The sequence below is a fragment of the Aeromicrobium phragmitis genome, assembly GCF_003674095.1.
GTDB classification, from domain to species: Bacteria; Actinomycetota; Actinomycetes; order Propionibacteriales; family Nocardioidaceae; genus Aeromicrobium; species Aeromicrobium phragmitis.
On sequence record NZ_RDBF01000005.1, the window covers coordinates 223,627 to 241,481 of the forward strand.

General features: G+C 68.4%; 28 protein-coding genes and 1 tRNA gene. 18 read left to right on the top strand and 11 right to left on the bottom strand.

Features of this window, described 5'->3' with window-relative positions:
* Window positions 1-52 precede the first annotated feature (52 nt).
* Entirely contained in the window at window positions 53-574 is a 522-nt protein-coding gene (locus D9V41_RS09000; protein WP_133434150.1) for a hypothetical protein, read from the top strand.
* 6 nt (window positions 575-580) lie between these two features.
* On the opposite strand, the gene D9V41_RS09005 is transcribed toward D9V41_RS09000, so the two are convergent.
* Window positions 581-1,099: a DUF3145 domain-containing protein gene (locus D9V41_RS09005; RefSeq protein WP_121794214.1), complete on the bottom strand. Its 519-nt coding sequence runs from the start codon at window positions 1,097-1,099 to the stop codon at window positions 581-583.
* A 97-nt stretch (window positions 1,100-1,196) separates the two neighbouring features.
* Here D9V41_RS09005 and D9V41_RS09010 point away from each other — a divergent pair, with 97 nt between their 5' ends.
* Entirely contained in the window at window positions 1,197-1,502 is a 306-nt protein-coding gene (locus tag D9V41_RS09010) for a GNAT family N-acetyltransferase (protein WP_208006799.1), read from the top strand.
* Here D9V41_RS09010 and D9V41_RS09015 read toward each other — a convergent pair.
* The 3 genes from D9V41_RS09015 to D9V41_RS09025 are packed head-to-tail and all read right to left on the bottom strand — an operon-like array spanning window position 1,490 to window position 4,653.
* On the bottom strand, window positions 1,490-1,945 hold the full coding sequence (locus D9V41_RS09015; RefSeq protein ID WP_121794216.1) for a phosphatase domain-containing protein: 456 nt from the start codon (window positions 1,943-1,945) through the stop codon (window positions 1,490-1,492). The two genes, D9V41_RS09010 and D9V41_RS09015, sit on opposite strands and share 13 nt — an antisense overlap.
* A 54-nt stretch (window positions 1,946-1,999) precedes the next feature.
* Window positions 2,000-3,445, bottom strand: a complete 1,446-nt coding sequence (locus D9V41_RS09020) for a carboxyl transferase domain-containing protein (RefSeq protein WP_341770317.1) — start codon at window positions 3,443-3,445, stop codon at window positions 2,000-2,002.
* Window positions 3,442-4,653, bottom strand: a complete 1,212-nt coding sequence (locus D9V41_RS09025; RefSeq protein WP_208006800.1) for a CaiB/BaiF CoA transferase family protein — start codon at window positions 4,651-4,653, stop codon at window positions 3,442-3,444. Before D9V41_RS09025 ends, D9V41_RS09020 begins: the two co-directional genes overlap by 4 nt.
* A 110-nt stretch (window positions 4,654-4,763) precedes the next feature.
* On the opposite strand from D9V41_RS09025, the gene D9V41_RS09030 reads away from it, so the two are divergent.
* From D9V41_RS09030 to D9V41_RS09045, 4 genes are read left to right on the top strand one after another with little or no spacing between them, the layout of a single operon-like run.
* A complete protein-coding gene (locus tag D9V41_RS09030) occupies window positions 4,764-5,465 on the top strand; it encodes a FadR/GntR family transcriptional regulator (protein ID WP_121794218.1) in 702 nt (233 codons plus the stop codon).
* Complete coding sequence (locus D9V41_RS09035; RefSeq protein WP_121794219.1) at window positions 5,462-6,226, top strand: sulfite exporter TauE/SafE family protein; 765 nt, start codon at window positions 5,462-5,464, stop codon at window positions 6,224-6,226. The genes D9V41_RS09030 and D9V41_RS09035 overlap by 4 nt, the downstream gene beginning before the upstream one ends.
* A gap of 40 nt (window positions 6,227-6,266) precedes the next feature.
* A complete protein-coding gene (locus tag D9V41_RS09040) occupies window positions 6,267-6,464 on the top strand; it encodes a hypothetical protein (RefSeq protein ID WP_121794220.1) in 198 nt (65 codons plus the stop codon).
* Window positions 6,465-6,469: 5 nt separating this feature from the next.
* Entirely contained in the window at window positions 6,470-7,045 is a 576-nt protein-coding gene (locus tag D9V41_RS09045; RefSeq protein WP_121794221.1) for a DUF6919 domain-containing protein, read from the top strand.
* Window positions 7,046-7,061: 16 nt separating this feature from the next.
* Here D9V41_RS09045 and D9V41_RS09050 read toward each other — a convergent pair.
* The 7 genes from D9V41_RS09050 to D9V41_RS09080 all read right to left on the bottom strand — a co-directional run bounded on the left by D9V41_RS09050 (window position 7,062) and on the right by D9V41_RS09080 (window position 11,032).
* Window positions 7,062-7,135: transfer RNA gene (locus D9V41_RS09050), tRNA-Met, on the bottom strand.
* Window positions 7,136-7,151: 16 nt separating this feature from the next.
* Entirely contained in the window at window positions 7,152-8,258 is a 1,107-nt protein-coding gene (locus tag D9V41_RS09055; protein ID WP_121794222.1) for a tyrosine-type recombinase/integrase, read from the bottom strand.
* A 3-nt stretch (window positions 8,259-8,261) separates the two neighbouring features.
* Window positions 8,262-8,660, bottom strand: a complete 399-nt coding sequence (locus tag D9V41_RS09060; RefSeq protein WP_121794223.1) for a hypothetical protein — start codon at window positions 8,658-8,660, stop codon at window positions 8,262-8,264.
* Window positions 8,657-9,103, bottom strand: a complete 447-nt coding sequence (locus tag D9V41_RS09065; protein WP_121794224.1) for a hypothetical protein — start codon at window positions 9,101-9,103, stop codon at window positions 8,657-8,659. Before D9V41_RS09065 ends, D9V41_RS09060 begins: the two co-directional genes overlap by 4 nt.
* A gap of 35 nt (window positions 9,104-9,138) precedes the next feature.
* A complete protein-coding gene (locus D9V41_RS09070) occupies window positions 9,139-10,200 on the bottom strand; it encodes an XRE family transcriptional regulator (protein WP_166375966.1) in 1,062 nt (353 codons plus the stop codon).
* 36 nt (window positions 10,201-10,236) lie between these two features.
* Window positions 10,237-10,530: a type II toxin-antitoxin system RelE/ParE family toxin gene (locus D9V41_RS09075; RefSeq protein WP_121794226.1), complete on the bottom strand. Its 294-nt coding sequence runs from the start codon at window positions 10,528-10,530 to the stop codon at window positions 10,237-10,239.
* Window positions 10,531-10,612: 82 nt separating this feature from the next.
* On the bottom strand, window positions 10,613-11,032 hold the full coding sequence (locus D9V41_RS09080; protein ID WP_121794227.1) for a hypothetical protein: 420 nt from the start codon (window positions 11,030-11,032) through the stop codon (window positions 10,613-10,615).
* 323 nt (window positions 11,033-11,355) lie between these two features.
* Here D9V41_RS09080 and D9V41_RS09085 point away from each other — a divergent pair, with 323 nt between their 5' ends.
* The 12 genes from D9V41_RS09085 (at window position 11,356) to D9V41_RS09135 (ending at window position 17,847) form a co-directional block, all read left to right on the top strand.
* On the top strand, window positions 11,356-11,628 hold the full coding sequence (locus D9V41_RS09085) for a helix-turn-helix domain-containing protein (protein ID WP_121794228.1): 273 nt from the start codon (window positions 11,356-11,358) through the stop codon (window positions 11,626-11,628).
* A complete protein-coding gene (locus tag D9V41_RS09090) occupies window positions 11,625-11,834 on the top strand; it encodes a helix-turn-helix domain-containing protein (RefSeq protein WP_121794229.1) in 210 nt (69 codons plus the stop codon). The genes D9V41_RS09085 and D9V41_RS09090 overlap by 4 nt, the downstream gene beginning before the upstream one ends.
* A 156-nt stretch (window positions 11,835-11,990) precedes the next feature.
* Window positions 11,991-12,326 (top strand): hypothetical protein, encoded by a 336-nt coding sequence (locus tag D9V41_RS09095; RefSeq protein ID WP_121794230.1) that lies wholly within the window; start codon window positions 11,991-11,993, stop codon window positions 12,324-12,326.
* Between the two features lie 3 nt (window positions 12,327-12,329).
* Window positions 12,330-12,554, top strand: coding sequence for a hypothetical protein (locus tag D9V41_RS09100; RefSeq protein ID WP_121794231.1), 225 nt, complete (start codon window positions 12,330-12,332; stop codon window positions 12,552-12,554).
* Complete coding sequence (locus D9V41_RS09105) at window positions 12,551-12,964, top strand: hypothetical protein (protein WP_121794232.1); 414 nt, start codon at window positions 12,551-12,553, stop codon at window positions 12,962-12,964. The genes D9V41_RS09100 and D9V41_RS09105 overlap by 4 nt, the downstream gene beginning before the upstream one ends.
* A gap of 2 nt (window positions 12,965-12,966) precedes the next feature.
* The gene (locus tag D9V41_RS09110) at window positions 12,967-13,896 is read left to right on the top strand and encodes a hypothetical protein (protein WP_121794233.1); all 930 of its coding nucleotides are present in this window, start codon (window positions 12,967-12,969) and stop codon (window positions 13,894-13,896) included.
* A gap of 2 nt (window positions 13,897-13,898) precedes the next feature.
* A complete protein-coding gene (locus tag D9V41_RS17765) occupies window positions 13,899-15,053 on the top strand; it encodes a recombination directionality factor (RefSeq protein ID WP_166375967.1) in 1,155 nt (384 codons plus the stop codon).
* Complete coding sequence (locus D9V41_RS17770) at window positions 15,050-15,802, top strand: exonuclease domain-containing protein (protein ID WP_166375968.1); 753 nt, start codon at window positions 15,050-15,052, stop codon at window positions 15,800-15,802. Before D9V41_RS17765 ends, D9V41_RS17770 begins: the two co-directional genes overlap by 4 nt.
* Complete coding sequence (locus tag D9V41_RS09120) at window positions 15,799-16,317, top strand: hypothetical protein (protein ID WP_121794234.1); 519 nt, start codon at window positions 15,799-15,801, stop codon at window positions 16,315-16,317. The genes D9V41_RS17770 and D9V41_RS09120 overlap by 4 nt, the downstream gene beginning before the upstream one ends.
* Entirely contained in the window at window positions 16,314-16,595 is a 282-nt protein-coding gene (locus D9V41_RS09125) for a hypothetical protein (RefSeq protein ID WP_121794235.1), read from the top strand. The genes D9V41_RS09120 and D9V41_RS09125 overlap by 4 nt, the downstream gene beginning before the upstream one ends.
* Window positions 16,592-17,506, top strand: coding sequence for a helix-turn-helix domain containing protein (locus D9V41_RS09130; protein ID WP_121794236.1), 915 nt, complete (start codon window positions 16,592-16,594; stop codon window positions 17,504-17,506). The genes D9V41_RS09125 and D9V41_RS09130 overlap by 4 nt, the downstream gene beginning before the upstream one ends.
* Window positions 17,503-17,847 carry a hypothetical protein gene (locus D9V41_RS09135; RefSeq protein ID WP_121794237.1) on the top strand — a complete coding sequence of 115 codons (345 nt, stop codon included), beginning with the start codon at window positions 17,503-17,505 and terminating at the stop codon, window positions 17,845-17,847. Before D9V41_RS09130 ends, D9V41_RS09135 begins: the two co-directional genes overlap by 4 nt.
* Window positions 17,848-17,855 lie beyond the last annotated feature (8 nt).

Sequence of the window (17,855 nt, forward strand, 5' to 3'; positions counted from 1 at the left end):
AGGGGAACGGCCGTGCGCCAGGTCACGCGATCGGCGCCGTACACTCGTGTCCGTGGACTCCGACGACGACCTCGATCTGGAACAGGCCAAGCAGCCGGCTTTGCGCGCCGTCTCGTGGATGGCGATCGTCGGTGCTGCGCTGGGGATCGCCGCGGGTCTCCTCGGCGCCACGGTGTTCACCGCGACGGGTATCACCGGCGCCGATCTGCCGCCGCTGAACGCGACGCCCAGTCCCTCGGCCACCCCGACCCCCACCCCGACCCCCACGCCCACCGAGACGACTGAGGCCGGAGAGCCCGAACCGCAACTGTTCGCCGAGAGCGACCGCGTGCCGCCGGGCCAGCGCTTCCGGTTGAGCGGCATCCTGCCGTCGGCCGGGGACGGCACGACGCTGCAGGTGCAGGTACGCGACGGCGACGGCCCGTGGGACGACTTCCCGGTCACGACGCAGGCCGACGCCGAGGGCAAGTTCGAGACGATCGTCTACACCTCACGGACGGGTGAGCGCGGGTTCCGCATCATCGACCCCGGCTCGGGCGACGCGACCCCCGAAGTCCGGGTCACGATCGGCTGAGATCGCTCAGATCACCTGGTGCAGCCAGCGCACCGGCGCGCCGTCTCCGGCGTGCCGGAACGGCTCGAGCGCGGCGTCCCACGCCGCTCCGAGCAGTCCGTCGAGGGCGTCGTCGATGGCGACCTCCCCCAACGCCGCCTTGAGGCGGAACGCCTTGATGCGGTCCTCGGGGATCATGATGTCGCCGTGCACTCCCACGACGGCGTGGAAGATGCCCAGCTCGGGCGTGTAGGAGTAGCGGGCGCCTTCACTGCTGGCGGTGGGCTCCTCGGTCACCTCGAAGCGCAGACGCTCCCAGCCGCGCAGCGCGGAGGCGAGCGCGGCTCCGGTGCCGACGCCGGCCTGCCAGGAGAGTTCGGCGCGATAGGTGCCCGGCTCGGCCGGCTGCGTGGACCAGGTGAGATCGACGGCGTCGCCGAGCACGTTGGCTGCTGCCCACTCGACGTGCGGACACAGCGCCGACGGCGCAGAATGCACGAAAAGAACACCCCGGGTCGTCGGGGCGTCACTCGATATCGTCCTCATCGCGGTACCTCCCTAGGGTCGCCTTCCCCAGCGTCCTCGGGACCAGTACCACCTTCATTGTGACCTAACGGCCCGTAAGCGACAAGAGAGGATGCCGGTGAGCACCAACATCCAGCAGAACGAGGCCGCCTCGCGGTTCGAGATCCACGTCGACGACGAGCTCGCGGGCTTCGCCGACTACGAGCGGCGCGGTGACGTGTGGGAGATCCCCTACACGCGCGTCTTCGACCACTTCGGTGGCCGCGGGCTCGGTCACGAACTCGTCGTCGCCACCCTCACGAGCATCGCCGAGCAAGGGGGTCAGGTTCTTCCGACGTGCCCGTTCGTGCCGCGGGTCATCGCCGACCACCCGGAGTTCATCGACCTGGTGCCCGAGGATCGCCGCGCCCGTTACGGCTTCTGAACCAGCTCCTGGCGGGTGTCGTGCACGACCGGGATGCCCGAGTCGCGCCACAGCCGGAGGATGTCGTCGCTGTCCTCCCACGCCTCGACGGGCTCGAACCCGTCGTCGCGGAGCTGCTCCAGGAGCTCGGCCTTCACGACGACTGCCGGCCGGAAGTCGCTCGCGTAGCGCATGTAGAGACCGTCGTGCTCGATGCCGTGGGCGACGAGCCAGTCGAGGGTGAGGTCGCGCCAGATGAACTCGCGCGACGTGACGATCAGGACGGCGTGCCCGACAGCATGCGCGCGCTGGACGACCTCGACCATGGCAGGTCGAGCCGGGCAGCCGGCCGACGCAGCGTGAAAGGCGTGATAGTCCGGTTCGGCGCCCTCGATGAGGTACTCGATCGCACGCGTATCGCACAGCGTGCCGTCGAGATCGATCAGCACTGCGGGTCGCGGCATGGGAGCACGGTACCCGACCGCTCCCCCAGCCTCGACGAGTCAGCGCGCCTCGGACTACGGCGTCGTGCCCCTGAGCTCACGCAGCCAATGACCGATCTCCGCGGCCACCGCGTCCGCGAGCTGCTCCGGCGTGTCGTCATCGGGCTCGGCGACGAGCTGACGGACGACACCGTTCGCATGAAGGTCCGCCGCGCCGATCTGCTGGCGGCGCGCCAGCTCCTCGGCGTGGTCGATGTCGCCGTAGACGATCGCGCTCGCGCCTTCGGGAGGCAGCGGCGAGAGCCAACTGTGCTGGGCCGCCACCACGACGTCCGCGGGCAGCAGTGCCAACGCCCCGCCCCCCGTCCCCTGGCCGAGGAGCACCGAGACCGTCGGAACGGTCAGCGTCGACATCGTCGCGATGCACCGGGCGATCTCGCCGGCGATGGCACCCTCCTCGGCCTCCTTCGACAGTTCGGCGCCGGGGGTGTCGATGATCGAGACCAGCGGGAGGCCGAGCTCCTCGGCCAGCCGCATCCCGCGCCGGGCCTCGCGGAGAGCGCCCGGCCCCATCGGCGAGGCGGGAGTCTGCTGCGTCCGGTCCTGGCCGACGACGACGCACGGAACGCCGTCGAGTCGGGCGAGCGCCACGAGCATCGTCGAGTCCCGCTCGCCCTCGTCCGTGCCCTTCAACCGCAGCGTGGCGTCGCTTCCGCGACGCAGGACGTCGCGGACGCCGGCGCGCCCGGCGCGACGGGTGCGCGTGACCGAATCCCACACCGCGCCGTTGACGCCGTCGGGCAGGACCCGACGCTCGCGGCTTGAGGACTCGACGGGGTCGAGCAGGATGCCGAGTGCGCGCTCGACCAGCGCCGGGAGGTCCGCCGAGTCGACGACGGCGTCGATGATGCCGTGCTCGGCGAGGTTCTCGCTCACTTGGACGCCGGACGGGAACGGGTCGCCGTAGAGCGTCTGGTAGACCTTCGGGCCGAGGAAGCCGACGAGCGCACCCGGCTCGGCGACGGTCACGTGCCCGAGCGAACCCCACGAGGCGAACACGCCGCCCGTCGTCGGGTGGCGCAGATGCACGAGGTACGGAAGCCCTGCCGCACGGTGGTCCATGATCGCGCGGGAGATGTCGACCATCCGCACGAAGGCGGGCGTACCCTCCTGCATGCGCGTGCCGCCGGAGGCGGTGGAGGCGAGCAACGGCAGCCCTTCCGCGGTGGCTCGACGGATCGCCGTCACGATGCGGTCGGCCGCGTCGCGGCCGATCGACCCGGCGAGGAATCCGAACTCGTTGACGACGAAGGCCACCGGACGGCCGTGCACGGTGCCTCGGCCGGTCAGCACCGACTCGTCGACGCCGGTACGTTCGCGGGCTCGCATCAGCTCCTGCTGGTACGTCTCGGAGTAGCCGCTGATGTCGATCGGCTCGTCCCAGCTCTCGAACGAGCCGGCGTCGAGCACGAGCTCGATCAGCTGACGGGCAGACATCCGCTCTCGCGCGGTCGTGGTCACTGGTCGTCCTCCTTCACCCAGGCGCGGATGGACGCACCGTGTTCGTCGAGGGTCGGGGGCGCGGCGTGCTCACGGCGGGTGACCTCGGTGCCGTCGGGCCCGAAGAACCGCAGCGGCGGGCCCGGCAGCGTGAGCCGTCCGAGGGTCGCGTGGTCGACGTCCACCAGCAGGCCCTGGCTGGCGGTCTGGTCCCATGCGTACACCTCGTCCAGCGTGCGGACCTTGCCGGCCGGGATGCCGACCTCGGCGAGCCGAGCCAGCAGATCGGCCGCGTTCCATGAGGCGAAGGCCTCCTCGACCAACGCAATGGTCTCCTCGCGGCGGGCGACCCGTTCGGGGTTGGTCGCGAAGCCCGGGAGCTCGGGGTCGAGGTCGAACGCCGCGCAGAACCGTTGCCAGAGGCTCTCACTGCCGAGGGCGATCTGCACCGCACCATCGGCGCAACGGAAGAGGCCGTAGGGGGCGATCGAGGCGTGGTGGTTGCCCTGCGCCCGGCCCACTTCGCCCGCGACGGTCCAGCGGGTGCCCTGGAAGGCGTGGACGCCCACCGTCGCCGCGAGCAGTGAGGTGCGGACGACCTGGCCCTGGCCTGTGCGCTCGCGTTCGTGCAGCGCAGCGAGGACGCCGTAGGCGCCGTACATGCCCGACAAGAGGTCCGAGATCGGCGTGCCGACCTTCTGCGGGTCGTCGGGACCGGAGCCGGTGAGCGACATCAGTCCGGCTTCGCCCTGCGCGATCTGGTCGTAGCCCGCCCGGCCGCCTTCGGGACCGTCGTGACCGAAACCGGTGATGGACAGGATCACGAGCCGCGGGTTGCGTTCCTGAAGGGTGGCGAACCCGAGGCCGAGACGGTCCAGAACGCCCGTGCGGAAGTTCTCGACGAGGACGTCCGCGCGGTCGACGAGTTCGAGCAGGACGTCCCGGTCGGCGTCGTCCTTGAGGTCGAGGGCGATCGACTGCTTGTTGCGGTTGGCGGAGAGGAAGTACGTCGACTCGCGCTCACCGTCGGTCGGCTCGTGGGTGTGGCCGTCCTCGCTGGGCCAGCGGAACGGTGGTCCCCAACCGCGGGTGTCGTCACCGCGGCCGGGTGCCTCGACCTTGACGATCCGGGCCCCGAGGTCGCCGAGCATCATCGTCGCGTGCGGGCCGGCGAGGGCTCGAGACAGGTCGACGACGAGCAGGTCCGACAGTGGTCCGGTGCTGGTCATGGTCACACTCCCCATCGCGGTTGATCCTTCCCTCCCGTGACTGACGTCACGCAAAGGTTCAGTGGCCTATCCAATAGGCAACTGAAGGAGTTGTCAATACACTCCGAGGCATGGCCCCACGACATACCCTGCGTCCGGTGCAACGGCCCCGGCTCTACGAGCAGGTGGCCCAGCAGATCTCCGAGTGGATCGACGCGAACGGCCTCGGCTCCGGCGACCGCTTGCCGCCCGAGCGCGAGCTCGCCGCTCAGCTCGGGGTGAGCCGCGCGACCGTCAGTCAGGCCCTCGTGGCCCTCGAGGTGGTGGGCGTCGTGGTGGTGCGCCACGGCGACGGCGCGATTCTGAGCGGCGTGGCCGGCACGTCGCGGGTCGTCGAAGCGATCCGCGACCACGCCAAGCGCATCCCCGAGATCATCGATGCCCGCGATGCTCTCGAGACGAAGCTCGCTTCCCTCGCGGCCGAGCGCCGCACCGACGAGGATCTCGAGCGCATCGAGGAGGCGCTCCGCATCATGGAGGCCGACATCGAGGCGGGTGGGCGCGGCGACGAGGGCGACGAGCTGTTCCACGGAGCCGTCACCTCGGCGGCGCACTCGGACCTGCTCGCGCGCATGATGGTCGAGATCGGTGAGCTCATCGCCGAGACGCGCATCGAGTCGCTCGGTCAGCCGGGGCGCCCGCGCGACTCGCTCGCGGCGCACCGGCGCGTGGCCGAGGCGATCCGCGAGGGCGACGCAGCTGCGGCAGCGCGGGCCATGCACGCGCACATCGAGCAGGTCAGCGACGTGGCGATCCTCAACGAACGCTCGTGACCCCACTCGACCAGCTCATCACCGTCCTCGCTGGTCTCGGGGCCGGGATCGCGACCTCCTCGATCGGGGTGGCGTCGCTCGTGAGCTTCCCGATCCTGCTCGCGCTCGGGGTCCCACCGGTCGCCGCGAACTCGTCCAACACCGTCGCCCTCGTACCGGCCGGGCTCACCGGGGCGCTGGGCTACCGCCGAGAGCTGATCGGCCGGCTTCCCCTCGCGATCGCCGTGATGACTCTCAGCGGTGCCGCGGCGGTCGCGGGGGCGCTCCTGCTGTTGCGCCTGCCGCCCGACGTCTTCGCGGCCCTCGTGCCGTACCTGATCCTGTTCGCGTGCCTGCTCGTGGCGGTGCAACCGAGGATCTCGGCGTGGTTGAAGAGCCGGCGGCCGGAGGGGACCGTCACTGCTCGGACCTCCATGACCCCGTCCCTCGCCGGTGGCACCGCGGCGTGCGGCGTTTACGGCGGCTACTTCGGTGCCGGGCAGGGCGTCATGATGATCGCGGTGCTCTCGCTCGCCCTCGATCTCCCGCTGCCCGTGGTGAGCGCGCTGCGCACCCTCGCCGTGCTGGCGTCGAACATCGTCGCCACCGTGATCTTCGTGTTCATCGCTCCGCTCGACTGGCACATCGTGGCGCTGCTGGCCTCGGGGTCGATCGTCGGCGGGTACCTCGGGGCGCTCGTCGGACGTAAGCTCCCGACGTCGGTGTTCCGCGGACTCATCGTCGTCGCGGGCGTCCTGGTCGCCCTCGGCTACTGGCTCTGAGCAGGCTGCAGCTGTCGGAGGACGATGCGACGATCGAGACATGAGCAGCACCGGCCCCGCGACACCCCGTTACGTCATCACGATGGCCACGCTGATCTTCACGATCGCGTTCCTGGTGATCGGCCTTCCGGCCGGCTATGCCCTCGGCTGGCCCTGGTACGCCACCGTGCCGGCGTGCCTCGTCGCCGGAGCGATCGTGGGCGCCATCGCCTACAAGGGTTGGAAGTCGAGCCAGTGAGGCTGGTGGCCCCGGAGCCGGCGGAGATCCGGCCGTGGCAGCAGGCGCAGAGCATCGCCGAGCTGGCGAGGTTGACAGCCGCGTGGATGCGCGGGGAGCTCGGCCGGCACCCGATCGACCGGACCAGAGCGCTCGATCCCGAGTCCGGCGCGATCACCGAGTATCTGCTGCAGATCAACGAACTCGGGCTCATGACCACCGCATCTCAGCCGGGACTCCGGGTCGATGACACCGCCCTCGTCCAGCGGTCGTTCGTCGAGGGGTACGGCGACGAACGGTTGATTTCGATGCTGGACGCCGCTTTCACGCTCTCCGGCTTCGTCGTCATCAGCTTTCCTCCCGGCCGGAACGTCACCTGCGACGTTTCCGTCACGGCACGGAACGGGTACGTGACCAGCTGGCTCGGTCGCCACTACCCCCAGGACGACATCGCGAACTGGTCGTCGAGCGTCAGCCCCGAAGTCGGCGCGATCATCGCTGAGTCGTGGGGTGTGCAGATCTTCGACCCGGTCTGGGGCCGCAACGACCGGCTGTGGGAGGCAGTGACCACCGTGCTTCGGCACATCGCGGACGCCGCCTGACGAGCGGCCTCACTCGTAGGGAGTGCGGGGCTCGAACCCGCGACCCAAGGATTATGAGTCCTCTGCTCTAACCGGCTGAGCTAACTCCCCGTCAGCGAAAACACCATCACGACGCGTCCTCGTGGAGCAAACGTGGAGCACCGAGCACCGCGAGCACCTCGTCCGAAGGTGGTTCCGCCAGGTGTGCGTAGCGCTGCGTCGTCTGCGCGGACGAGTGACCGAGCAACCGGCCCACCTCCGCCAACGACACCCCGCCTTGCAGCAACCATGACGCATAAGTATGGCGCAGATCATGGATCCGAACTCGGCCCACCCCTGCCGCTTCGACCGCCGGCCGCCACACCCGATAGGACCAGTTCGAGTTCCGCAGCGGCATACCCCGCTCGCTCGGCAGAAGCAGCGGGCCCGGACAGCGGCCGTTCGCGTGCTCCACGCCGCAGTCGTCACGCGGGCGCTCCACGTGGAGCAGCCGCTCGAGCAGGTCCGGCAGCAACGGCGCCTCGCGGGCCGTCTTGTCCTTCGGGTAGGCCTTCATCTTCGCGATCGCCTCGCTGTACGTCTCCACGATCCGAAGGCGCCGCCGTGCGACGTCCAGACGAGCCAAGTGGGCGCCGGTGACCTCGCCCCAGCGGGCTCCGGTGTACAGCAGGGTGTCGGCGACGAGCTGGTCGTACTCGGTCGGCAGCTGCGCGCGGATGGCTGAGTACTCCTCGCGCGTGAGGTCCCGCTCCACGACCGACGGCGCGCCGGGTAGCCGCAGCCGTGCGGCTGGGTTGGAGTCGAGGATCTCGGCGTCGACGGCCGCGGTCAGCGAGGCGGACAGTAGGTGTACGCAGCGCTTCACCGACTCGGGCCCGAGGCCCTTGGTGCGTAGCTGGGTGGCCCAGGCTTTGACGTCGTGGCGGGTGATCGCGCCGAGCGGCACGTCCCACCACCTGGGGTCGAGGTGGTTGCGTCGGCGGTGGGTGTCCGCCTTCATCGTGGATTCTTCGACGTCGCGCGCCGGCCACCACACGTCGACCCACTGCCCCCACGTCTGCTTGCGCGCGTCCGGGTCGCCAGCGAGCCGTCGACGGGCATCGAGCTCGGCGGCGCTGGCAGCGCGTTGCGCCTTCGCCTTGTGCGCGAACGTGCCCGCCGATCGCGTCTTGCCGCTGGCGTCGCGGTACGAGCCTCGCCAGCGCCCGGACGGGAGTTTCTCAGCCCACGCCATGGCTCATGCACACCACGGCTGGGATCGCACAAGCTCGACGATCTGCGCGCCCTGGCTGTCGGTGACCTCGAGGTCGCCGGTCGAGAAGCGCAGCGCGGCGTTCTGTTCGAGGTTCTGCCCGCCGCCGACGATCGAGCTGCAGAGGTTGCGAGCGCTGTCGATCGCGTCCTCGCGTTGAGCAGCGAGACCAGGAACAATGGCGTCGAGTTCGGCGACGAGCTGGTCGCCCTCCTCCGCTGACGGTGAAGGGACGGCGGCTTCCGGGTCGCAGCGCTCTAGGAACTCACCGGTCGTCTCATCGTCGCGCGGCTGGCACTCTTCGCCGCCTGCCTCTTTCTCGCCCCCGCACGCCGCGAGCGCGACCACGAGTCCGAAGGCGGCGATGCAGGACATGATCTTCATGGGTGGAGCTCCTCGCTGCATTTTTTCTCGATGACCCTGGCTTCGGCCGGGTGCATGAAGCGGCGGTCCAGCCGTGCCTCCATCCGCGTCATGTCGAGCCACAGATGGTCGGCCGCCAGGTGAAGGTCGCCGTCGGCCCAGACGATCGCGTCGGCGACGTCGTGCGGGTTCGGGCACAGCCACTTCGCCGCGCGCCACTGGATCAGCGCCTCGACGCGCCCCTCTTGGCAGCCGTCGTGGCCGGCCAGGATGTGCTCTTGCTCGTGGCGGGTGGAGCATCGGCGCTCGACCTGCAGCGCCTTGATGTTGTGCCAGACGTTGCGGACGCCGTCGGTCTTGCCGAGGACGTGATCGGGTAGGTCGTGGCGCCACCAGATGCGGATGTGCGGGAACTTGGCCCACTCCGCCCAGGGATGCGGGTGGGGTTTGCTCGAGGTACTCATCGCGATGTGGACGCTAGCGACCGCGACTGACAGAGTCAGTCGCTCCCTTCGGATGTCCGCACCAGCCTCAAGCGTTTGATCAAACCGTGCCCTCGGTCGTATGGCCAAAGTTGTTCACGATGAAGTCGAGCAACGACGATGCCCGGGGAAATCCCTATCTCTGCAGCAAACTCCTTGACCTCCGTCAAAGTCCGAAGTCCAGCGAGACGGTGAGCGTAAACGGACGGAATTAGTTGCTCTGCGGCGAAGGCGTTCGCTTCGGCCTCGCACGAATCGTCACCCCACTCACCCGAAACGAAGCCACCCCCCGAGAGGTCATGCAGAAGTACGTGTGCCAGCTCGTGGAACAGCGTGAACCACAGCTGGTCCTCCGACTTTCGGTGTAAGGAGAGGGCTATGAGCGGCTGGCCCTCGTGCAACCGTGTTGCTCCGTATGTTCCCGCGCGTGGAACGGACTCGACAAAGATCAAGCGGACACCGCAGGCGGCAAGTTCTTCAACCATGAAGTTGCCGTACTCATCCGGCGGCCGTCGAGTCTGCTCCCGAAGTCGAGGAAGGAGCTCTTCCAGCGAAGACCGGGAGTACGGCGCCGGTAGCTCAACAGATCGTGCTTCAATCTCGACCAGTTGAAGCCAAGTAGCGCGAGCCGCCCAGTCGTTCTTGGCGGACTGCCGGAAGGCTACAGCCACTGGCGGTTGGGTGACCAGCTTGTCAAGAGCAGCGAGGCTGCCAACTTGGTAGAACGAGAAGACCTGCGCCAGCAGCTCCTCCAGCTTTCGCTTTGTCGCTGTGATGTAGCCGCTGCTACGCAAGAGGGTCAGTGGCAGCCGGTCCAAGGTTTCGATGACGCACTCGCGCTTCTCCGCGGCGGCGAGACGTAGAAGCTCGCTCCGGTAGAAAGTCTCAATCTGCATCCACCGGTCGGGAGGCGTGCCCGTCACAAGCCCTAGCCGGTGAGCAAACTCAACTGTCAGCGGAGCAGTGCCGTGGATCAACTTGTTCACGTGCTTCGGGGAGCAGCCCAGCCGATCAGCAAGCTGCTTCTGAGTCCACCCGTTCTCCTCACACCACTCCGCGATGTACTCCCCGGTCGGCACGACGAAATCCAATGGCGTATTCAACTATCTCACCTCCTAGTGATAGTCCTCGATCGAGTCGACAGCGACTTCGCTCACGTCGTCGTCGGCCGGTGAAAGTACGATTCTCCAGTTGGCAGAGAGGCTCCCGGAGATCTCCCCGCCGCGATCGGCACTCAGGCGGTGCCATTTCCCAGGTCCATCCCAGAGGTCCTTGACCGAGTTCGCCGAGTACAGCTCTGCCATGCGCCGCCGTAGGCCCTTTGCGACGGGCCCGCCGAGCTTGCGCTTCATCTGCGCTTCCTGCGTGCAGATCCTCTCCAGTTTCGCGTCTGCGAACAGCACCCTCATCCGGCACCCGCATTACCAGAAAGGTAACTGCCCACACCGACAGTATGGCGCAACTCCGCAAGCGAGTTGCCTGCGGGTGATCTCACGCTCCCCCATCCTCGCCTTGCTCGTCCTGCTCTCGACGCCGGCGCACGCCCTCCGCTTCGCGCTTGATGTCGTCCGCGGCGGCGTCCTCGGGGATGGGCGGGCCCCCGATGCCGTAGTCGGGCTCAGGCTCGTTGCGCTGCGGGAGCTCGGTGACGTTTGCGACGGGTGTGCGCTGATCTTGAGAAACCGGCGACGCTCGCTGCAGGCGGCGAGCGGAGACGAACAACTGGATGATCCGGTCGACCGCTTCCCTTTCCTCACGTGTCATGAGATCGGCATCTGCAGGCGGCTGGTACTCGTCCTCAAGTTCTCGCTCGATACCCGACCATCGACTCACCTCTGTGCGAGGGATCCCCAGCGCGTCCGCCACCTTGTTGACGTTCCGTTGCTCGGGGGTCCCGATCTGATGCACCATCCGACGCGCGGTCTCCACAGCTAAGCCGGCGGCCGCAGCGAGTCGCGAGACAGAGGGGCGCCCGTTGTGCGTGAAGCTCTTTCGCTCCATCGCCGACGCCCACGGCTCGGGAATTTCTCTACTCACGTCTACGACCTTCCAACCGCTCACGCATCATGGGCAAGCTCAAGCGTAGACAAGTACGAGCCAAATAACACGCATGGGATTCTGCGATTCCAACGAAACCTAAGACGGAAGTTCCTCACCGAACGTAGACAAGCCCGTCTACCGACTGCTAATATCTTGTCAGCAGTTAGCTACTCGTCTACAGTTTGGAGTGCGCAATGATCGTGAGCTACTGGAGGCTCGACATGAAGCTGAAGAGCCGCGACGTTCTTCGCCAGTACATGAAGTACCGCCGAATGAACGTTCGCCAACTGGCGGTCGCGAGCGGCGTCTCGCGCTCGACCATCGGCCACCTCCACAGCGGCAAACGCACGGGCTGTCGACCCGAAGCGGCAGCAGCCATCGCGGAGGCCCTTCAGGCGCCAGCAGACCTCCTTTTCGACGCGACAACTACTAACGTCCAGCGAGAGGTTGGGAGGAAGGTGGCATGAGCAGGCTCTCCCCCACCTCGCTCGAGCAGCGGATCTGGTTCAACACCGAACAGGCCGCGGCCTACTCCGGCTACCACGTCCAGACCGTCCGCCGCGCGCTCGAAGCCGGCGAACTCAAGGGCAGCCAGCGCACCGCCGGCGGGCGGTGGCGTATCCACCGCGATGCGCTCGACGCGTGGCTGTCCGGCGAGAAGGCGTCCGCGTGACCGAGCTGCTCATCGTCCCGGGGCTCGTGCTCCTGGCCTACGCGCTCACCAAGTTCGGCGGCCGCCCGCGGCGCTGATCACCCCACACATAGAACCGGGGCCCGACCCCAGCCAGCAAGCACGGATCGGACCCCAAGTCCTGAAAGGCAGTATCCCATGGCAACCCACATCGCCGGCGTCATCGACATCGTCCTCGACGCCGACACCCGCACCGACGTCACCGACGACGGCGCAGTCCTCGCCGGCAAGACCCGCGAAGGCACCCCCGTCACCGTCAGGCTCGCCGAGCCCGCCACCGACCGCCTCGTCCGCGACGCCCAGCTCCTGCGCCCCGACATCTACGGCTCCCCCAACAGCGTGCATGTCGCCGAAGCGGCGCGGCTGCGCGACCGGGTGCGGGTCCTCGAGGCCGAGCTTGAGCGGGCGCAGCGTCTCGCCCCGTCGGCGGACCTCGCCCCGGTCACCCGCATCGACTCCCCGAAGGCGGTCTGAGCCATGGCCACCGACAACACCGCGACCATCGTCGACTTGCGGGCCCGCCTCGAGCAGCTCGAGGCCGAACTCACCGACGCCCAGCACCAGGTCGCCAAGGTCAGCTACCAGCGCTGCGCCGAATGCTGTGGCCGCATGGTCCAGTTCGCCGGCCACGACCAGGTCACGGGCTGGACCTGCCTGCAGCCCGGCTGCGTTAACTACGACGTCCCGGCGGTGGCGTCATGAAGCTCCCCCGCCCCTGCATCGTCGTACTCGGCACTGCCACCGCCGTCCCCTGCCTCACCATCGCAGCGATCGGCGGCCACTACGCCGGCCCCGCCGGCTACTCGATCGGTGCCGTCGTCCTCGGCGGCCTCGCTCTCGTCGGGCTCGTCGACTACCAGCGCCACCCCCTCCCCGGTCCCGAGGCCACGATCGACGACGCCGTGCGGCCGTTCCCCGGCTGCGTCCTCGGCGTCTGCCGGTACCTCACCTCGTGCGAGCACTGCGACACCCCGGTCTGCGTCGTCCACGGCAACCCCGACGACGTTCGCACCTGCGTCGACTCCGCCCAAGTCACGCACTGCGCCGGCTGCGAGGACGAGCATCTCGACGGCTGCCGCTCCTGCGCGGCGGCTGTGGCGGGGCGGTGGTGACCATGACCGAGCCGCTCCACGCCCGCGACATCCGCGGCAAGGGCCGCTACTACGGCACCTGCGGCCGCGACGCCTGCCCCTTCGGTGACGACCTCTACATCTCCGTCACCAACGCCCAAGGCGTCGTCGCCAAGCCCGCGCTCGTCCCGGCCGCCGTCAAGGTGACAGCCGAGACCGCGTGGCGCCGGCTGCCCGAGATGGTGGCGTTCTCTCGCCAGCCACCAGAAGGTCCGAACGGATGCGACAAAGCCAAGGTCGCCGACCGGTGCGGACACTGCCGCTTCTGCCTCACCATGGCCATCAAGCGCGAGCACCAGAACGTGTGGGACCACGCCGCCGACTTCGGCACCCTCGTGCACTCCCACGCCTACGGTCAGAACGTCGGCCAGCCGATGCCCTACGACCCCGACGTGGAGCCGTTCATCGGGCAGTACCTGCAGGCCATGTCGATCCTCGGAGTCGACCTCGACAAGCACATCGAAGCGGCCGAGACCACGATCCTGTCCCGCAAGCATAAGTACGCCGGGACCGGCGACATCTGGGTGAACCTCCCGCTCCATCCGACGACGTTCGAGTTCCACCCGTCGAAGCGGTGGCTGTGGCTGCTCGACATCAAGACGAGCCTCACCAAGCCCGCGAACACCGTCTACTCCGACCAGGTGCTGCAGCTGGCCGGTCTGCGGTGGGCCGACACCGCGATCCTCGCCGACGACAGCGAAGTCACCGTGCCAAAGTTCGCCGGCACCGCGCTGCTCAACCTCCGCGCCAACTCGTGGGCCCTGATCCCTCTGCCCTCAGACCGCGCCGCGCACAAGGCGTTCGTGCACGCCGTCGGTCTGCAGACCTTCATGCAGTCGCTCGACACCAAGCCATGGAAGCCCGTCGCGCTCCCTGCGATCGCCGACTCCACCTCGATTCGAAAGGCATCGTGACCATGCCCATCTCACCGATCGTTCTCCAACGGCGACAGGCCGAGCTCGGCCGCATCCGCCTCGGCCAGAAGCAGGCCACCAGCAACGGCAAGACCCGCCCCGCCAAGCTCGACCGCTTCCGCTTCACCAGCGTGTCCGAGCAGTACATCCGCGACCTCGCCAACCTCTACGGCGGCACCGCCCAGCCGTGGGACAACAACGGCATCGCGTCCTGGGAAGTCATCACCGAGGCGACCAGCATGCCCGTGATCGTCGTCAAGGGCGGCCTGTCGCAGTGGATGGAGACCTGGTCCGGCGGCGGATGCGTCCACCGCTGCAACGGCGAACACATGGTCGACGGCACACCGTGCGAGAACGACACCACCACGGTGCAGATCCGACAGGACGGCCAGAACAAGACCATCCCCGCGCACGACGCCGCGAAGCCCACCACCCGCCTGTCCGTGATGCTCCCCGAGCTCGAAGCCATCGGCGTGTGGCGGATGGAGACACACGGCTGGAACGCGGCCGCCGAGATCCCCGCGGTGGCCGAGCTCGCGCAGTTCGTCGGCGACCTCGTCCCCGCCCACCTGCACCTCGTCGAGCGCCGGGCAATCAAGGACGGCCAGACGTCCCGATTCGTCGTGCCCGTCCTCGACCTGCAGATCGGCGCGGCGAAGCTCCGCGAGGTCGTCGCGCAGGCGTCCGGTATCGCCGAACTCGAGGCGCCGCCTGCGAGCGGTGCGCCCGCGATCGAGGCCGCGCCCGCCGACCAGCAGCAGGGGCCGCCGGAGCCCACGCCCGAGCAGGTCGCCGCATGCACCGATCGGGACGTCCTCGAGCGGATGTGGCGGGCCTCCGGGCCCGAACGTCGCGCCCAGATCGAGGCCCGCGCGGCCGAGCTCAAGGCACAGCAGCAGCCTGCTCCCCACACGACGGAGCAGCAACCGAACGACGACGGCACCTACGACGCCGACGTCATCGACGACAGCGCCGACGACCGCGAACAGCTCTGGCAGCAGCTCGTCACGAAGGCCGGGCAACTCGGCTGGGACCTGTGGACCCTCGAAGCCGAGGTATCCAAGCGGTTCGGCGGGATCGTCCTCGACGACGTCACCGCCGACCAGATGCGCGAGTACGCCGCCGAGCTCAACACCCTGCAGGGGGCCGGCGCATGAGCACCTGGACCCGTGGCACCGTCTACGCCTTCGACACCGAGACCACCGGCGTCGACGTCCACCACGACCGCATCGTCACAGCCACCGTCGTCAAGATCGTCGCCGGCCAGCTGACCGACCAACGGTCCTGGCTCATCAACCCCGGCGTCGAGATCCCCGAAACCGCCACCGCGGTCCACGGGATCACCACCGAACACGCCCGCGAGAACGGCACCGCACCCATCATCGCGCTGCCCGAGATCGCCGACGTCGTCGCCGGTGTACTGCGCGCCCGGCTCCCGCTCGTCGCGTTCAACGCCGCGTTCGACCTGTCGATCCTCGAGGCCGAGCTCGCACGCCACGACATCCCCACGATCGCGTCCCGCGTGGAAGCCGCGCAGTGGCACACGCTCGTCGACCCGTTCGTCCTCGGCCGCGGCATCGACAACATCAACAAGGCGTACCGCAAGGGCCGCAAGTACAAGCTCCCCGACCTGTGCCAGCGGTACGGGGTGCCGTTCACCGAGACCCACGACGCCACCACCGACGCCGTCGGCGCCGCGCTCCTGGCCATCGCGATCGTCGAAGCCGAGGAGTACTTCGCCGAGCACGGGCCCGAGCGGCTGTTCAAGTTCCAGCAGACATCACGTCGCGCTGATCAGCGGCGGTTCCGGCAGTGGGTCGTGGACAACGGGCGGACCGAGGAGTACGGCGACATCGACGACGGGTGGCCGCTCCACTCTCGCCTCCACCAGGGGGTGCTCGCGTGAACACCCTCCTCGCGATCGATCCCGGCAACACCGAGTCGGCCTACGCGCTCATCAACGCGGACACCTGCGAGCCGCTCGTGGTCGCCAAAGCCGACAACGCAGAGGTACTCGAGACCCTCATGGCGCTCGACCTCAACCTCGCCAGGGCAGGCCAAGAACCGCCCCGGCTCGCCGCCATCGAGATGGTCGCCAGCTACGGCATGCCCGTCGGCGCCGACGTCTTCGGTACCTGCGTCTGGATCGGCCGATTCCAGGAGTGCCTGGCCCAGACCTCGCGGACACCCGTCGAGCTCATCACGCGCCACCCCGTCAAGCTCCACCACTGCCACAGCTCGAAGGCCAAAGACTCCAACATCACCCAGGCCCTCATCGATCGGTTCGCTCCCGGCCAACCAAACCGTGGCAAGGGAACCAAGGCCGAACCCGGCTGGTTCTACGGCTTCCGCGCTGACATCTGGCAGGCCTACGCGCTCGCCGTGTACGTCGCCGACACCCGCGAGGGAGTCGCAGCATGAGCCAGCTCATCGAGGACCTCGACGTCATCGGCCACCTCGACCACGAACCCGCCTGTGACCCCGTCAACGACGACTGCGACCAGACCGCCAGCTGGTGGCTCAAGGTGACCACGCTGTGCTGCAACACCTTGGACGACCGATTCCTCTGCCACGGTCACAAGCGGGAGATCGACCAGTTCCTCGAAACGCCGGGGATCATCTTCTGCTTCTTGTGCGGCGCGAAGCCCGCCCCGTTCAGCATCGTTCTCCGGCCATTGCGAGGCGGTGACAGCCGATGAGCGACGTCGACCGCACACCGAAGCCCTGCCACCACAAGATCGCCAACCACCAGCACGGCACCTACGCGGCCTACACCCTCGACCGCTGCCGCTGCCAACCCTGCGTCAACGCCAAGACCGACTACGAACGCGACCGTCGACGACAGAAGGCATACGGTCGCTGGAACGGCCTCATCGACGCCGAGCCAGCACGAAAGCACGTCCGCACGCTCATGAGCCAGGGAATGGGCTGGAAGCGTGTCGCCCACGCCGCCGGCCTCGAACCGAGCGTCGTATGGAAGCTCCTCTACGGCGACCGCGCCCGCCGGCTCGAACCGTCGAAGCGCATCCGACCGGCAACGGCCGACAAGCTCCTCGCCGTCGAACTCGACCTCGCCGACGGGCAGACCACCGACCGCACCGGCGCTGTCCGCCGGCTGCAGGCCCTCGTCGCCCTCGGCTGGTCCATGTCCAAGCTGGCCGACCAGCTCGGCAAGGACCTGAGGAACTTCGCGTCCGTCATCCACGGCCGCCGCGACATCACCGTCGCGACCGACCGCGCCGTCCGCGAGCTGTTCACCGACCTCGCGATGCAGCTCCCACCCCAGAACGACTGGCACAACAAGAGCGCGGCCACCAGAGCACGCAACTACGCCCGCAAGCACGGCTGGGCGCCCCCGCTCGCCTGGGACGACATCGACAACGACGACCGCCCCAGCACCGCGGCCCTGGATCCAAGAACAGCCCTCGACGACGTCGCCATCGAACGCGCACTCGCCGGCGACCGCTCCGTGCGACTCACCCTCGCCGAGAAACGCGAAGCCACCGCCCGCTGGCAACAGCGCGGCGGGTCACTCAAAGAGCTCGAACGCCGCACCGGCTGGCGCGCCGGCCGCTACACCACCCCCACCCAGGAAGGAACCGCAGCATGACCACCAAGCTCACCAGCAGCCTCCCCAAGTCCGACGAGCTCAACGGCCTCAACGCGATCGCCAACGACCTCGTCGTGCACCCCGACGAACTCCACGTCGCCGTCGTCGTCATCGACTGCGCCAAGATCACCACCGACATCGACACCGACGAATCCACGCCCACAGCGCGTATCCGCCGCATCGAAGTCATCACCCGAGCCGACGACAAGACCCAGCTCCGAAACCTCGCCACCCGAGCGTTCGAAGCACGAACCGGAAAAACCGTCCTCCCCCTCGAGCTCGAAGACGAACTCCGCGCAGCTTTCGGCGGATCGGACGAGGACCCCGATCCCACGAACTGATCCCGCCA

Excerpts from the sequence above, each read along its gene's own strand:
- D9V41_RS09080 (WP_121794227.1), bottom strand. The coding sequence starts at position 11,032 with ATGGTGCATCAGATCGGGACCCCCGAGCAACGGAACGTCAACAAGGTG.
- D9V41_RS09060 (WP_121794223.1), bottom strand. The coding sequence starts at position 8,660 with ATGAAGATCATGTCCTGCATCGCCGCCTTCGGACTCGTGGTCGCGCTC.
- D9V41_RS09095 (WP_121794230.1), top strand. The coding sequence starts at position 11,991 with ATGGCAACCCACATCGCCGGCGTCATCGACATCGTCCTCGACGCCGAC.
- D9V41_RS09065 (WP_121794224.1), bottom strand. The coding sequence starts at position 9,103 with ATGAGTACCTCGAGCAAACCCCACCCGCATCCCTGGGCGGAGTGGGCC.
- D9V41_RS09100 (WP_121794231.1), top strand. The coding sequence starts at position 12,330 with ATGGCCACCGACAACACCGCGACCATCGTCGACTTGCGGGCCCGCCTC.
- D9V41_RS09130 (WP_121794236.1), top strand. The coding sequence starts at position 16,592 with ATGAGCGACGTCGACCGCACACCGAAGCCCTGCCACCACAAGATCGCC.
- D9V41_RS09015 (WP_121794216.1), bottom strand. The coding sequence starts at position 1,945 with ATGCCGCGACCCGCAGTGCTGATCGATCTCGACGGCACGCTGTGCGAT.
- D9V41_RS09040 (WP_121794220.1), top strand. The coding sequence starts at position 6,267 with ATGAGCAGCACCGGCCCCGCGACACCCCGTTACGTCATCACGATGGCC.
- D9V41_RS09025 (WP_208006800.1), bottom strand. The coding sequence starts at position 4,653 with ATGACCAGCACCGGACCACTGTCGGACCTGCTCGTCGTCGACCTGTCT.
- D9V41_RS09125 (WP_121794235.1), top strand. The coding sequence starts at position 16,314 with ATGAGCCAGCTCATCGAGGACCTCGACGTCATCGGCCACCTCGACCAC.
- D9V41_RS09085 (WP_121794228.1), top strand. The coding sequence starts at position 11,356 with ATGATCGTGAGCTACTGGAGGCTCGACATGAAGCTGAAGAGCCGCGAC.
- D9V41_RS09005 (WP_121794214.1), bottom strand. The coding sequence starts at position 1,099 with ATGAGGACGATATCGAGTGACGCCCCGACGACCCGGGGTGTTCTTTTC.
- D9V41_RS09105 (WP_121794232.1), top strand. The coding sequence starts at position 12,551 with ATGAAGCTCCCCCGCCCCTGCATCGTCGTACTCGGCACTGCCACCGCC.
- D9V41_RS09075 (WP_121794226.1), bottom strand. The coding sequence starts at position 10,530 with ATGAGGGTGCTGTTCGCAGACGCGAAACTGGAGAGGATCTGCACGCAG.
- D9V41_RS17770 (WP_166375968.1), top strand. The coding sequence starts at position 15,050 with ATGAGCACCTGGACCCGTGGCACCGTCTACGCCTTCGACACCGAGACC.
- D9V41_RS09135 (WP_121794237.1), top strand. The coding sequence starts at position 17,503 with ATGACCACCAAGCTCACCAGCAGCCTCCCCAAGTCCGACGAGCTCAAC.
- D9V41_RS17765 (WP_166375967.1), top strand. The coding sequence starts at position 13,899 with ATGCCCATCTCACCGATCGTTCTCCAACGGCGACAGGCCGAGCTCGGC.
- D9V41_RS09055 (WP_121794222.1), bottom strand. The coding sequence starts at position 8,258 with ATGGCGTGGGCTGAGAAACTCCCGTCCGGGCGCTGGCGAGGCTCGTAC.
- D9V41_RS09110 (WP_121794233.1), top strand. The coding sequence starts at position 12,967 with ATGACCGAGCCGCTCCACGCCCGCGACATCCGCGGCAAGGGCCGCTAC.
- D9V41_RS09090 (WP_121794229.1), top strand. The coding sequence starts at position 11,625 with ATGAGCAGGCTCTCCCCCACCTCGCTCGAGCAGCGGATCTGGTTCAAC.
- D9V41_RS09030 (WP_121794218.1), top strand. The coding sequence starts at position 4,764 with ATGGCCCCACGACATACCCTGCGTCCGGTGCAACGGCCCCGGCTCTAC.